General features: G+C 59.4%; 15 protein-coding genes. 9 read left to right on the plus strand and 6 right to left on the minus strand.

Annotated elements, in window-relative coordinates:
• Positions 1–20 precede the first annotated feature (20 nt).
• The 8 genes from HW556_RS00590 to HW556_RS00625 all read left to right on the plus strand — a co-directional run bounded on the left by HW556_RS00590 (position 21) and on the right by HW556_RS00625 (position 6,282).
• Positions 21–719, plus strand: a complete 699-nt coding sequence (locus tag HW556_RS00590) for a response regulator transcription factor (RefSeq protein ID WP_317170457.1) — start codon at positions 21–23, stop codon at positions 717–719.
• A 133-nt stretch (positions 720–852) separates the two neighbouring features.
• On the plus strand, positions 853–1,959 hold the full coding sequence (locus HW556_RS00595; protein WP_176897006.1) for a sensor histidine kinase: 1,107 nt from the start codon (positions 853–855) through the stop codon (positions 1,957–1,959).
• Positions 1,960–2,124: 165 nt separating this feature from the next.
• Positions 2,125–2,838, plus strand: coding sequence for an RluA family pseudouridine synthase (locus tag HW556_RS00600; protein ID WP_176897007.1), 714 nt, complete (start codon positions 2,125–2,127; stop codon positions 2,836–2,838).
• Between the two features lie 316 nt (positions 2,839–3,154).
• Positions 3,155–3,607 (plus strand): 50S ribosomal protein L13, encoded by a 453-nt coding sequence (gene rplM, locus HW556_RS00605; RefSeq protein ID WP_092772531.1) that lies wholly within the window; start codon positions 3,155–3,157, stop codon positions 3,605–3,607.
• Positions 3,608–3,646: 39 nt separating this feature from the next.
• Positions 3,647–4,033, plus strand: a complete 387-nt coding sequence (gene rpsI / locus HW556_RS00610; RefSeq protein WP_092741435.1) for a 30S ribosomal protein S9 — start codon at positions 3,647–3,649, stop codon at positions 4,031–4,033.
• Positions 4,034–4,053: 20 nt separating this feature from the next.
• The gene (rpsB, locus tag HW556_RS00615; protein WP_176897009.1) at positions 4,054–4,821 is read left to right on the plus strand and encodes a 30S ribosomal protein S2; all 768 of its coding nucleotides are present in this window, start codon (positions 4,054–4,056) and stop codon (positions 4,819–4,821) included.
• 209 nt (positions 4,822–5,030) lie between these two features.
• Positions 5,031–5,870: a translation elongation factor Ts gene (tsf, locus tag HW556_RS00620; protein ID WP_176897010.1), complete on the plus strand. Its 840-nt coding sequence runs from the start codon at positions 5,031–5,033 to the stop codon at positions 5,868–5,870.
• Between the two features lie 214 nt (positions 5,871–6,084).
• Positions 6,085–6,282 carry a hypothetical protein gene (locus tag HW556_RS00625; RefSeq protein WP_176897011.1) on the plus strand — a complete coding sequence of 66 codons (198 nt, stop codon included), beginning with the start codon at positions 6,085–6,087 and terminating at the stop codon, positions 6,280–6,282.
• On the opposite strand, the gene HW556_RS00630 is transcribed toward HW556_RS00625, so the two are convergent.
• From HW556_RS00630 to HW556_RS00655, 6 genes are all read right to left on the minus strand, one after another.
• Complete coding sequence (locus HW556_RS00630; protein WP_176897012.1) at positions 6,283–7,332, minus strand: DUF3089 domain-containing protein; 1,050 nt, start codon at positions 7,330–7,332, stop codon at positions 6,283–6,285.
• A gap of 67 nt (positions 7,333–7,399) precedes the next feature.
• Entirely contained in the window at positions 7,400–8,542 is a 1,143-nt protein-coding gene (locus tag HW556_RS00635) for an SHOCT domain-containing protein (protein ID WP_176897014.1), read from the minus strand.
• Positions 8,543–8,565: 23 nt separating this feature from the next.
• Positions 8,566–9,276 carry a hypothetical protein gene (locus tag HW556_RS00640; RefSeq protein ID WP_176897016.1) on the minus strand — a complete coding sequence of 237 codons (711 nt, stop codon included), beginning with the start codon at positions 9,274–9,276 and terminating at the stop codon, positions 8,566–8,568.
• A 144-nt stretch (positions 9,277–9,420) separates the two neighbouring features.
• Positions 9,421–9,666 carry a hypothetical protein gene (locus tag HW556_RS00645; protein ID WP_116942903.1) on the minus strand — a complete coding sequence of 82 codons (246 nt, stop codon included), beginning with the start codon at positions 9,664–9,666 and terminating at the stop codon, positions 9,421–9,423.
• 209 nt (positions 9,667–9,875) lie between these two features.
• Positions 9,876–10,868, minus strand: coding sequence for a YeiH family protein (locus HW556_RS00650; RefSeq protein WP_246289467.1), 993 nt, complete (start codon positions 10,866–10,868; stop codon positions 9,876–9,878).
• A 109-nt stretch (positions 10,869–10,977) separates the two neighbouring features.
• Positions 10,978–11,874: a LysR substrate-binding domain-containing protein gene (locus HW556_RS00655; protein ID WP_176897017.1), complete on the minus strand. Its 897-nt coding sequence runs from the start codon at positions 11,872–11,874 to the stop codon at positions 10,978–10,980.
• Positions 11,875–12,073: 199 nt separating this feature from the next.
• Here HW556_RS00655 and HW556_RS00660 point away from each other — a divergent pair, with 199 nt between their 5' ends.
• Positions 12,074–14,137: a S9 family peptidase gene (locus HW556_RS00660; protein WP_176897018.1), complete on the plus strand. Its 2,064-nt coding sequence runs from the start codon at positions 12,074–12,076 to the stop codon at positions 14,135–14,137.
• Positions 14,138–14,212: the final 75 nt, after the last annotated feature.

Raw genomic sequence — 14,212 nt, forward strand, 5'->3', positions numbered from 1 at the left:
ACCCTAAACCGCCCCTGCCCGTGCAACCAGCCGCCAACCCCAACGCCTACAAGATTCTGGTAGTCGATGACGACCCCGACATTGTGGAGCTGCTTGAATACAACCTACGCAAAGAAGGCTACACCGTGGCCAGCGCCGCCGACGGCCACCAAGCCCTCGAAATGGCCCTCGAATTCAGCCCCGACGTTGTGCTGCTCGATGTAATGATGCCCCGCCTCGACGGTATTGCCGCCTGCCGCCAGCTGCGTGAGCAGCCCCGCTTCAAGGACACCTACATCATTTTCCTGACGGCCCGGGCCGAGGAGTTTTCGGAAGTAGCCGCTTTCGACGCCGGGGCCGACGACTTCATTGCCAAACCCATCAAGCCCCGCGCCCTGCTCAGCCGCCTTGCCGCCTACGTGCGCCGCGACAAAGAGCCCCAGCACGTGTCCGACACGATTGAAATAAATGGCCTTACCATCGACCGCACGGGCTTTGCCGTGTACCAGGACGGCCGCAAAATCACGCTACCCAAAAAGGAGTTCGAGCTGCTGGCCTTCCTGGCGGCCTCGCCCCACAAGGTGTTCGGCCGCGAGGAACTGCTGCAGAACATCTGGGGCAGCGACGTATTCGTGCTGGCCCGCACCGTAGACGTGCACGTGCGCAAAGTGCGCGAAAAGGTAGGCGACCACCATATTCAGACCATCAAGGGCGTAGGCTACAAGTTCAATAGTGATTGAGTCGGGAATCTGGAATCTGGAATATCATAACTGACTGCCACAACAACTGGTCTGGAACACCGCTTGGTATTAATTCGCGTTTTTTCAGCCACTACTCGCAGGCTCTGACACCTGAAATCTAATTCCTGAAAGCATGCGCCTGGTTTTATCTTCCCGCAGCATTGCGCTGCTACTATCGGGATTGGTAGCGGTAGTGCTGACGGCGTTGGTGCTGGTGGTGCCCTCGATGCCACGCGAGCAGGCAGTGCTGGCGGCCGCCATTACCGTGGCGGCGTGCTTTCTGCTACTGTACCTGCTGTTTGAAGCGCTGATTTTTCGCGAGGTCAACAACATCTACCAGGAGTTGGACTACATCAAGCGCAAGGACTTCCGGCGCCTGTCGAGCAAGCTGCTGTTCCGGCCCGAGCCGCTTAAGCGCATGCGCGAAGAAATCCTGGACATGGCCCAGCGCAAGCAGCAGGAAATCGACGAACTGAAGCGCCTGCAGGAGCTACGGCGCGAATTTCTGGCCGACGTATCGCATGAGCTGAAGACGCCCATTTTCGCCGCGCAGGGCTTCGTGCATACTGTGCTCGACGAGGAGGAGGAGAGTCCGAATGGCAGCATGGATGCAGCCACGCGCCGCAAGTTTCTGCGCAAAGCCGCTACTAGCCTCGACGCCCTCGACCAGCTCGTGCAGGACTTGGTGACTATCTCCCAGCTCGAAAAAGGCGTATTACGGATGCGCAGCCAGTCCTTCGACTTAACCCAACTGGTACGCGACATTTTCGAGCAGCTGGAGTTGCAGGCCGCTCGCCGCCAGGTGCGCCTGGAGTTGCAGTTAGCGCCCGCCGAGGGAACCGAACCGCAGACGCCCGAAGCAACGCGCTCCGTACTTGTGCTGGCCGACCGCGGCCGCATCCGGCAGGTGCTCACTAACCTGATCGACAATGCCATTAAATATGGCCGTGAGCAGGGGCAAGTAATTGTAAGCCTGGAAACCGGGCCCAGAAAAGTACTGATTCAGGTGCATGACGACGGCGAAGGCATTGCCAAGCAGCACCAGCAGCGCATTTTCGAGCGGTTCTACCGCATCGATAAAAGCCGCACCCGCGAGTCGAGGGCGGCGGGCGGCACGGGGCTGGGGCTGGCTATCAGCAAGCACCTAGTGGAGGCTCACAAATCCATCATCCGGGTACGAAGCGAGCCAGGGCAGGGTACCACACTCGAATTCAAGCTGTCCCGTCCGCGGCAGAAGTGAGAGACGTCATTCTGAGCGCAGCGCAGCGGAGTCGAAGAATCTCTACCGCAATAGTATTCTCGTTGGCTGCAACAAAGCAGTAGAGATTCTTCGACTCCGCTGCGCTACGCTCAGAATGACGTTCTTCGCTTCTCACTTCTCTACCCCTTACCTTTGCAGCTCTATATGAAGCTGCCCAATTTCGAAGACCTGATTCTGTTTGAAGACGAGGATTTCATCGTCATCAACAAGCCTCCATTCCTAGCCACGCTCGACGAGCGGTTCGGCGGGGCTCCCAACATCCTGCGCCTTGCCCGCGAACACCACGACGACGTGCAGGCCTGCCACCGCCTCGACAAGGAAACCAGCGGGGCGCTGGCGCTGGCCAAAAACCCGGCCGCCTACCGCCACCTGGCCATGCAGTTCGAAGACCGGCAGGTGCGCAAGGTGTACCACGCCGTGGCCTGGGGCGTGCACCACTACGAGGGCATACGCGTCGACCGCAGCATCGAAACCACCACCAAGGGCAAGGCCCGGCTGGCCTACAAGGGCAAACCGGCCGTTACGGTGGTGCGCACCATGGAGGCATTTGCCCGCCACACGCTGCTCGAATGCCAGCCCATCACCGGCCGCATGCACCAGATTCGGCTGCACCTGGCCTACCTGCAGGCCCCCATCGTAGGCGACACAGTGTACGGCGGCGAAGACTTTTACCTGTCAACGCTCAAGAAGAAATTCAACGTGAAGCAGGGCGAAGAGGAACAGCCCTTCATCAAGCGCTTTGCCCTGCACGCCGCACAACTCACATTTGCCAAGCTCGACGGCGAGCCGGTGACCATTGAGGCCCCCTACCCCAAGGATTTCCGGGTGCTGGTGGAAAACATGCGGCAGTACGCGTAAGTAGGAATAAGGCCTAATAGCGCGTCATGCTGAGCGAAGGCGGAGCCGTAGTCGAAGCATCTCTACCGAGAAAGCAACCCTTGTCGTTGGAGTTTACTATTACGGTAGAGATGCTTCGACTACGGCTCCGCCTTCACTCAGCATGACGCCCTTTTTGCCCTTATTTACCAGCTAATCAGCTCACCTTTCCGTCTGCTTTCCAGACAATTATTAAGCTACTGGCTTGAATATTTGCCGAAAGGCGGTAACTTTGTGTCCGTTTTGCCCCCAGGGCCTGCGGCTTCTTCTTCATTTTCAAACGTTTATCTCCTCCCCAATGGACCATCTGAGCTTCAAGACGGTTGCCGTCAACAAAGCCAACGCCAACAAGGGCTGGGTTGTGGTTGATGCCGCCGACGCCACTCTGGGCCGGTTGTGCAGCCAAGTTGCCAACATGCTGCGTGGCAAGCACAAGCCCTCCTTCACGCCCAACTCGGATTGTGGCGACAACGTCATCGTCATCAATGCCGACAACCTGCGGGTGACCGGCAAGAAGTTGACCGACAAAATCTACATCACCCACTCGGGCTACCCCGGCGGACAGAAGCGCATCAACCTGCGCGACAAGAAGGCCAAGGACTCGACCCGGGTGATTGAGCACGCTGTACGCGGCATGTTGCAGGGCAACAAGCTGGGTGCCGAGCAGTTCCGTAACCTGTTCGTGTACGCTGGCACCGAGCATCCGCACGAGGCGCAGCAGCCCAAGGCGCTTTCTTTCTCGCATCTGTAAGCCGCAACCCGGCTCCTTTTTTCTCTAATTCTCCACTTAATGGAAATCCTCAATACCTCTGGTAGAAGAAAAACCTCGGTGGCTCGCATTTACATGCAGGCCGGGCAAGGGAATATCACTATCAACGGCCGGGAAATGAAAGCCTATTTTGGCAATGAACTCCTGGAAAACATCGTGAACCAGCCTTTGGCTACTGTCGAGCAAGTCGGTCAGTACGACATCAAGGTGAATGTTCGTGGTGGTGGCATTTCGGCCCAGGCCGAAGCCATCCGTCTGGCCATCTCGAAAGCCCTCGTGGGCGACAACGCGGAGGTTCGCCCTGCCCTGAAGAAGGAAGGCTTCCTGACCCGCGACCCGCGCATGGTGGAACGCAAGAAATTCGGCAAGCGTAAGGCTCGTCGTTCGTTCCAGTTCTCGAAACGCTAATATTCCAGAGGAACCCTATCATGGCCCAGACTACCACCTATAAAGAATTGCTGGACGCCGGTTCGCATTTTGGTCACCTCACCCGCAAGTGGGACCCTAAAATGGCTCCGTACATCTTCATGGAGAAGAACGGCATCCACATCATCGACCTCAACAAGACGCTTGCTTCGCTTGAGCACGCGACCAGCGCAATTCGCAACATTGCGAAGAGCGGCCGCAAGATCATGTTCGTAGCGACCAAGAAGCAGGCGCAGGAAATTGTGACTGAGGAGGCCAAGCGCCTGCACATGCCCTACGTTACCGACCGTTGGTTGGGCGGCCTGCTCACCAACTTCGCCACCGTACGCAAGTCGCTGAAGAAGATGAGCACCATCGACAAGATGGTAAAGGAAAACACGGCTTACGCGGCCCTCGCTAAGCGCGAGCGGCTGATGCTGTCGCGCGAGCGGGAAAAGCTGGACCGGGTACTCGGTGGCATTGCCGACCTGAGCCGCCTGCCCTCGGCCCTGTTCGTAATCGACGTGAAGCGCGAGCACATTGCCGTGAAAGAAGCCCAGAAGTTGGGTATCCCGGTATTCGCTATCTGCGATACGAACTCGAACCCCGAGTCGGTGCAGTTCCCGATTCCAGCTAACGACGACGCCTCGAAGTCTATCCAGCTCATCGTGGGCATCATGGGTAAGGCTATCGAAGATGGTCTGTCGGAGCGCAAAGTCGACAAAGAGGACGCCGACAAGAAGCAAGCCGAAGAAGAAGGCATCAAGGAAAAGCAGGACGCCGACGAATAGTCGTTTTTGCAGAAGCTAGAAGTTAGGAGCTAGGAGATAGAATCAGAGGGAAACCGACTGGCCAATTCTAGCTCCTAGCTCCTGACTTTTTTTTGCTTTTGCTCGCATCTGCGCTTCCCTTTTAATTCAATTCCAACATTCAGCTTTTAGCTACCCGCTTTATCCTTCGGGATTCTGACGTCCAGCTACTGGCTCCTAACTCCTACCAAATGGCCGCTATTACCGCCGCTGACGTAAATAAGCTCCGCACCATGACCGGTGCCGGCATGATGGATTGCAAGAAAGCCCTTGTAGAGGCTGAAGGCGACTTCGAAGCCGCCCGTGACCTGCTCCGTAAGCAGGGCCAGAAAATTGCCGACAAGCGCGCCGAGAACGAGACGTCGGAAGGCGTAGTATTGGCCGCTGTAAGCGAGGATGGTACCAACGGCAAGTTGGTATCACTGGCTTGTGAAACCGAGCCGGTTTCGAAGGTTCCCGATTTCAAAGACCTAGCCCAGCGCATTCTGGCTACGGCTGTGGAGAGCAATGCTGCCTCGAAAGAGGAATTGTTGGCTACCAAGCAGGACGACGGCCGCTCGCTGCAGGAGCACATCACTGACCTGATGGGCAAAATCGGCGAGAAGCTCGACGTAACGGCTTACGAGAACATCACGGCCGAGAAAGTTGCTTCCTACATCCACTCCGACAACAAGAAGGGTGTGCTTGTAGCCATGAAGAACGTAGGCGGTGCCGACGTTGCCACCGTGGGCCGCGACGTAGCCATGCAGATTGTAGCCATGAAGCCCGTTGCCCTTGATAAGGATGGTGTGGATGCTGCTACCATCGAGCGTGAAATTGAGATTGGCAAAGAGCAGGCGCGTGCCGACGGCAAGCCCGAGGCTATGCTGGAGAAGATTGCCCAGGGCAAGCTCAACAAGTTCTACAAGGAGAACACCCTGCTCAACCAGGAGTTCGTGAAGGACAACTCGATGACCATCGCTCAGCTGCTCGACAAGACCAGCAAAGGCCTGACGGTTTCCGACTTCAAGCGCGTAGCCATTGTTGGATAATTTTTGAGCTGCAAGCTATCAGCCTCAAGCTGCAAGCTTTCCGTTCGGAATTTAAAGAGCCCCGCTGGCAATCTGCCGGCGGGGCTCTTTTTATGGTTCTTTGTATATGGATGAGAATAGAAAGAATGCTTATCGGTACTTACTGTATCAGTTTCTGATTGACATCAGAACTGTTCCGACTCCATCTCAACCCGAGCGTAGCATCGAGCAACTCATGCAACACAGCTATTATGCTGGAGCCGTAGCTTATCAACTCCACAACTTTGCATTAGCTGCCGCCACAGACTTTATCGGTTTTAATGAAGAAGCATTTTGGGAAGGTCTGGATTATTTTAGGGCTTCGAACCCGATGTTAGATATCGGTCATTATCGAAAGATTTTTGACCACCATCTATCGGAAAGTACAAACTGATTATTGCCCACCAGTCCGCTCTTGCCAAGCCCGCAGCCGCGCTACGGCGTTCTGACGGATGTTGGCGTAGAACAGGCCATAATCGGCGATGTGGAAGGAGTGCCAGAGCTGGGGTTGGCCGGGTATTAGGAAGCGCGGGTAGCCCGAGGGTTTGGGCGGATGCACCCACAGCAGGCCTTGGTGTACCTTGGCATCGACTACGCCCACATCAAGGCGGTTAAAATCCTGCCCTACCCCACCGAGGTTGAGGCGGGCGGGCGCGGCCAGCGTGTCGAGCGTCCAGGTGAGGGGATTAACGGCCACACCGTTTTGAAAGGGCGGGTAGGCGTTGCCCCAGGCTACGGTGTTCCAGGCCACGTAGCAGCCGGTTTGGGTCGAGTCGGCGCAGGGGCGCAGGGCCTGAAACTCGTCGGGTTTCACTTTAAAGCCGATAAGGTAGGCCGCTACCAGCCGCTGGCGCAACTTGGGGTCATTGTCGAAGAACTCGCGCAGCAGCCGGGTGGCGTGCACGGTGCCTTGGCTGTGGCCGGCAATGATGACGGGGCGGCCCTGATTGTAGTTGGTGAGGTAGTACTGGAAAGACGCTTTCACGTCGGAATACGCTAGCTCCAGCGCTTTCTGGCCATTGGTGCTCTGGTCATCGACGAAGAAGCTATACAGCGTGGCCTGGCGGTAGCGGGGCGCATACACCCGGGCCGCCGCATTGAACGCCGAGGCCTGATTCCGAATCACGTCGTCATCGGTGAACTGGTTGACCCGGTCGTTGCTGAGGCTGGCGTTCCACTGCTTGCGCCAGTAGTAGGTGGTGGGGTGCACGTAAAACACATCGGCCGCGGCAGTGGCCTGCTGGTCTTTGAACGGCGTGTTGCGCGGCACCGCGTCGGCCGAGTCGCGGCGGGTGGGCAGGGCGGCCCAACTGGACTGTTGGGCGTAATCGGGCGCGATGGGGTTGTCGTACTGGCCGAAATCTTTGCTCGGCTTGATGACTTTCAGGCAGGAGCCGAGGCTGAGCAGCGCAACGGAGGATAACAGAACGGGGAGGATACGCATAGCGGGATTGGGAGGGGTCAACCGGCGTAATAAGACGGTATCATGCTTCCTCAAGCGAGTTGAAATTTTACTCCTCAAAGTTGTTTTCCAGCAGCTTTTCCTGGCGCAGGTACACAATTTTAAAGTCCTTATCGAAGCGCACCCGCAGCTGGGCCGCGGTTTGCTGGCGCTTCTGCAACGACTGGCGGAAGGCGGTACCATTTTCTACGTAGGTCACCACCCGCGAGCCGTCGGCCACCGGGGGGCTCACCTGCAGCGTACCCGGCCGGATGTTGCTCTTCCCCTCCAAGAACTCGGGAAAGTGAGTGCGGGCCAGCTCGGCGTTGATAGCGGCCGGAGTCGTGTTCTGCATCAGGTAAAACCGCTCGATCTGGGGCGCAAAGTAAGCTGAGGCCGTGAAGGGGGCAGCCTGCAAATCGGTGTAGTAGCGTTGCAAAATCGTTTCTACGCGGGCCTTGGCAGCACTGGCCGACAGCCCAGCCGAGGCATCGGCGGCGGCGGGCGTAGCCGGAGCTGGGCTGGCAGCGGGCGAAGCGGGCGCTTCATCAGCAGCCGTATCGGCGGGTACGGGGGCTACAACAGGCGCAACCACAGGGGCCACCCGAATGGTTTCGGGGGCGGCAATGGGCGGCAGTTCAATCTGCTCGGTTTGGGGCCCAACTTCCGGGGCCACCGCCACCGAGTCGGCAGTGGTGCGGGAGGTGCTGGTGAGGCGCTCCGAGTCGCGGCCGTCCGTGAGCAGATACGCCACAAGGGCCAGCAGGGCCAGAATGGCGGCTACCACCACAATCGTCATCAGGGGGCTTTTACGCGGGGCGGTGTAGGCGTCCTCCTCCACATACTCCTGCTCGGCGCCGCCGATGGGCCCAGTTGCCGGGGAGTGGGTTACCGGCGGCAGCATGGGCATCATTTCTACCGGAGCCACGGTGGTCGGCTCGGGCCGGAACGGCGGGGCAGGCGGTGGCGGCTTCAGCTCGGGTACCACGCCGGGCACCGTGGCAACAGTAGGTTCCGGCTCGATGGGCCTGGGTTGCGGCAATTCGGGAATATGAAACTCCGGCGTGGCGGCTTCGGGCGTTACGTTCGGATTAGCCGGCGCAAATACCAGTTTCTGCTTCAGCGTCTGAAACTCGGCAGGCGTGATGGTGCCGGCGTCGAGCCATTCCTTGAGCTGACGAAGCGTGTCGAGGGGCGAGGGGTCTTTCTCCATAGGGAAGCGCGGCGAAAACGGCGTTACGGACGGTCGAGGTTGAGCAATCGGGTCCGATTGCGTTCCAGTTGGGACTGGCGTAGCTCCAGCAGCCGGGCATTATCGAGCAGCTTCACCGAATCTTCGGCCGATTTGACCTTGTTTTCGGCGTTCTGCTGGTGCAGCTGCTCAATGCGGGCGAGGTTGGATTTTGTGTTGCCGGCCAGATTTGCCCGGCTGCGCTCCAGCTTTTCCTTGTCTTTGGTGGCAGCGGCCAGGGCCTTTTCGGCTTCATTCACGCCGTCGCGGATGGCCTGTAGGCGGGCAGCCGTAGCAAAGCGTTGCACAATATCCCGCATAGGCCCGAACTCGCGGCCCGACGCAGCCAGAAATGTGTCGGGACCAGTAGCCGCCCACACCGACAGTTCGGCTACCGTATCGGATGGAGCCGTTATCGTCGAATACAGGTCGACGAATTGGTTGGTAGTGCTGGAAATCAGCACCTGGCTGGCCGTGAGGTAGTCACTTTTGCCCACCTTCAAAACGCCGTTGCCTTTCAGCTTGATTTTATAGTTGTCTTTGAGCCAGCGCTGCCAATAGTCACGGGTCCAGTCGGCGGTAGCTTCCACCTGCACCTGCACCGCATCACGCGACCTTTTTTCGAAGCTGACGCTACCCGCACGGGCCTCGTACAGCTGGCCCTGGGCCGTGGCAGCAGCCAACAGCAGCACCAGAAATGGCAATAGCGCTTTCATCGGAAGGGAAGTTAGGACAGAAATGAGGCCAGCGTGTGCGGAGTATGGGCCGAGCTATATGAGCTATTGGGTGAACGGGGACTCCGATAGATTCCGCACGTTATCCATTTTACGCTCACATGGCCCCCATCAGTTGCCTCTGGGTTAGATATCGTGGCGGTCGAAGGCGGCCTGCAAATCGGTTTGCATGGCGGCGAAGCGGGCCACGGCGGCCTGGACAAACTCGTTGTCGAGCAGCCGATGGATGTCCTCCTCACCGGTCAGGTCCAGCTCGCTCACCTTGTAGGTCTGCTCAAACGAGCCCTTTTCGAGCTTGATGAGGTACTTGCCATTCCAGCTGAAGAGCGTGATTTTGGCGTGCGGATTGGGGATGATGGCGAGCTGGCGCATAAGTAACGGGCAACGAAGCAGAACTGGGCAAAGATACGCAGTGCTAGCCGCCCCCTGCCGTAAACGCCGAAAGCCGTTGCTGCCAGCATAGGCAGCAACGGCTTTCAGTTCGACAATTAACTCCATTTGCGAAATGGTTTGCAGGAACGAGGTAGGGGCGGGGCTTGCCCCCGCCCCTACCTCGTTCTTCGCAACGACAAAGCTTCTGCCTACAGTTTCACAATAACATATAACGATGCTGCCGAAATGACTATCCACAACAGCACCCCGAGCCCGAACGGCCGCGGCCCCACGGACTTGATAGTTTTAAACGATAGGCCCGCACCGATAAAAAACAGCGTTACCACCAAGCCTAGGCGGGCCAACTGCACCAGCCAAGGGCCCACGACGTGCGTGGCGGGCACGTAGGTATTCAGCAGCATCGCCCCAATGAAGCCCAGAATAAACCAGGGCAGCTTCACCTTCACATCTTTCTGCTTGAAAAAATACGCCGTGCCCAGCGCTACCGGGATAATCCAGAGGGCCCGCGCCAGCTTCACGGTAGTGGCCACGCCCAATGCCTCGGAGCCGTAAGCCGACGCCGCGCCCACTACCGACGAGGTATCGTGGATGGCAATGGCGCACCACAGGCCGAATTGCTGCTGCGACATGGCCAGCGCGTGACCGATGGGCGGGAAGGCAAACAGCGCCACCGCGTTGAGCACGAACACCGTGCCCAGTGCCACCGACATTTCTTCATCCTTGGCCCCCACTACCGGCCCTACCGCGGCAATGGCCGAGCCCCCACAAATGGCCGTGCCGCATGAAATCAGGTGGGTGACTACCCGGCCCAGCTTCAGCCACCGGCCCGCAAAGTAGCCCAGCACCAACGTTCCGGAAATGGAGGCTATGGTAAACAAGAGGCCTTCACGGCCAGCCTGCACTGCGGCGTGGGCGTTCAGCCCAAAGCCCAGCCCGATAACCGAGAACTGCAGCAGCTTGGCGGTGTACCTTTTGGTGAAAGCCGGAAAGGGGTTGCCCACCGTTTGGGCCAGCACCAACCCCAGTGCCAGCGCCAGCGGCGGCGAGGCCCAGGGCGTGAGGCAGAACACTAACAGCAGCCCGAACACCGCTTTGGGCAGTAAACTGGTATGGGTTCCGGGGCCACCCGAGCCTGATACAGGAACTGCCGTTTCAGGCTTGGTAAGCAGGGCTTGGGGCATTTTTGGAGTAGGGTGATGACCTATGCAAAGGTACGTTTGCCCCTCTCCGTTCGATAATTTAATATAGTTATGAAGTATTACCTCAGGTTATAATACAGGCGAGTCAGCCCTATCCGTACTGCTGCCGGGCGTAGCGCCAGAACAACTCGGCGGGGCGGCTGAGGGGCTGGCCCTGCAACCATAGCGCCTCGAACTGCCGGGGCAGGTGCAGGCCGGCTATGGGCACCAACTCCAGCCGGCCCGCAGCCAGCTCCCGGGTCAGGGCCCGGCGCGACACGAAGCCCAGGGCTTCGGGGGCGGCTTCGAGGTAGGTTTTAATGGCCTCGGTATTATCGAAATAGAAAGCCACGCGCAGGTCGGCGAGCCGGATTTTCTGCTCGCGCAGAGCGAATTCGAGCACTTCGAGGGTGCCCGAACCCCGCTCGCGCAACACCAGCGGGTGAGCCAGGGCCTCGGCCAGTGGCAACGGCGCGGGCGGCGGCCCGGCAGTTGTGGCTCGGCGTACGGCTACAAGTTCGTCGGCCAGCAGCGGCTCGTAGTGCAGGTCGCGGCTTTTGGCGCGGCCTTCCACAAAGCCCAGGTCGAGTTGGCCGGCCAGCAGGGCACCGGCAATCTGCTCGGAGTTGGCATTAAGCAGCGTCAGCTCGATTTGTGGGTAGCGGGCCTGAAAACCGGGCAGCAGGGCCGGCAGCTCATACTGGGCCAGCGTAGTGCTGGCCCCCAGGCGCAGGCGGCCGGCGGCCTCACCGCGCAGGCCGCGCAGCTGCTCGGCTAATTGCTCGTGGCGGGCGGCTATGTCGTCGGCGTGGGCCAGCAGCAGCGCCCCGGCCGCCGTGAGGCTGATGCGGTTGCCGCGCCGCTCGAACAGCCGCTGCTGGTACGCAGACTCCAGCTCGCGCACGTGCTTGGTAACGGCCGGCTGGCTGATGTACAGGTCGCGCGCGGCCTTGGTAAAGCTCAAATGCCGGGCTACGGCCTGGAAAACCTGGAGGCGGAAATCGGGCATGGCTGCAAGGTAGAATGATTGCCGAGACGTTACGCCGGGAGTCTTGGTGCTGAATCCAGAACGGTGTAGGGCCGGGGCTTGTCCCCTACGCCGTTGAACGAAACCGTTTTGGTGGCCCGAATGGCGGACGGGGACAAGCCCCACCCCTACACGTACCCGAGTCTTGATTATCTTGCCTGAAGTTCCACCCTCCAGCCTGATGATGCACAAACCGATTATAACTGCCCTGCTCCTGCTGCCCTTGGCGGCCGCAGCCCAGAATACCTATACGCCCGAATTGCTGCTGAAACTCGGCCGCCTGGGCGAAATGCAGGTGTCGCCGGACCAGAAAACGGTGGCCTACACTGTCACGCGCTACTCGCTGACCGATAATAAGGGTCAGTCGGATATCTGGACGGTGGCGGCCGGCGGCGGCACTGCGCGGCAGCTCACCAACACGCCTACGAATTCCGAAAATACGCTCAATTGGCGGCCCGACGGCAAACTGACGTTTATGAGCGCCGAAGGTGGTTCTGACCAGCTGTACGTGATGAATGCCGACGGCTCGGGCAAGCAGCTGCTGAGTAGCTTCGGAGCCGATGAAGGGGTAGCCAACCTCAAGTACGCGCCTAAGGGCAACTTCATCCTCTATACTCAGGATGTAAAAACTGGTAAATCGGTGCAGGACTGGTACCCGGATTTGCCCAAGGCCGACGCCAAAATCATCGACGACCTGAACTACCGCCATTGGAGCAGCTGGGACGACTACAAAGTGTCGCACGTCTACTTCCAGCCCGTGGGCCCCGACGGCAAACCCGTAGGCAACAGCGGCAAGGACATCTTGGCCGGCGAGAAGTTCGACGCGCCGTTGCAGCCCTTCGGCGGCTCCGAGCAGCTGGCATTCTCGCCCGACGGCTACAGCCTGGCCTACACCTCGCGCAAGCTCACGGGCAAGGCCGAGGCCGAAAGCACCAACTCCGACATCTACCTCTACGACATCCGCACCGGCCAGACTTTGAACCTGAGCGAGGGCCTGGGCGGTTACGACACCGAGCCAGTCTTTTCGCCCGACGGCTCGCAGGTGGCCTGGCTGAGCATGGCCACGCCTGGTTTTGAGGCCGACCGCAACGGTATTGTGGTGTATGATTTCAAGACCAAGAAGCGCCAGGATGTAACGACCGGTTCGGAGCAGACGGCCGGCAACGTGCGCTGGAGCCCCGACGGCAAAAGCATCTACTTCGCCAGCGCGCTAGCCGGTACCCAGCAGATTTTCATGGTGCCCGCGAAAGGCGGCAAGGTGAAACAACTCACGAAGGGCGCGTTCAACTACAACGGCTTCGAGCTGGCGGGCAAGGACGCGGTTATCGTGAACAAAACCACCCAGGCCAGCCCCGCCGACTTGGTGCGCGTGGACCTGAAATCGGGCCGCGAAACGGTGCTCACCAACATCAATCAAACCGAGCTGGCGGGCGTGAAAACCGGCAAGCTGGAGTCGCGGATGGTGACGACCACCGACGGCAAGCAGATGCAGGTGTACGTGACCTTCCCGCCCGATTTCGACCCAGCTAAGAAGTACCCGACGCTGCTCTACTGCCAGGGCGGCCCCCAGAGCCCGATTTCGCAGAGCTTCTCGTACCGCTGGAATTTTCAGCTGATGGCGGCCCAGGGCTACATTGTGGTGGCGCCCAACCGCCGCGGCCTGCCCGGCTTCGGCACCGAGTGGAACAACAGCATCTCGGGCGACTGGGGCGGCCAGCCCATCCGCGACTACCTCTCGGCCATTGACGCGGTAAGTCAGGAATCGTATGTGGATAAGGACCGGCGCGGCTGCGTAGGCGCCAGCTACGGCGGCTACTCGGTGTACCAGCTGGCCGGCAAGCATGAGGGTCGCTTCAAAACGTTTATTGCCCACGCCGGCCTCTACAACCTCACCAGCTGGTACCCGAGCACCGAGGAAATGTTCTTCGCCAAGCACGACATTGGCGGTGCGCCCTGGGAAACGCCGCTCAACAAGAGCTACACCGAGTTCAACCCCCAGCAGTTCGCCCAAAACTGGGATACGCCCATCCTGGTCATCCACGGCGCCAAGGACTTCCGGGTGCCCGAGGGCCAGGGTATGGAAGCTTTCGGCACGGCCCAGCTGCGGGGTATTCCGAGCCGTTTCCTGTACTTCCCCAACGAAGGCCACTGGATTCAGAAGCCCCAGAACGCGGTGCTCTGGAATCGGGTATTTTTTGAGTGGCTGGGCCGCACGCTGAAGCCCGAGGGCCAGGCGCAACGGTAGGTTACCAGTTGCCGATTAACAGGAAGCCCGCCGACGCTGATGTGTCGGCGGGCTTTTTTTCGGCTTATTCGGAAG

The organism is Hymenobacter terrestris (assembly GCF_013377905.1).
Classification (GTDB): domain Bacteria; phylum Bacteroidota; class Bacteroidia; order Cytophagales; family Hymenobacteraceae; genus Hymenobacter; species Hymenobacter terrestris.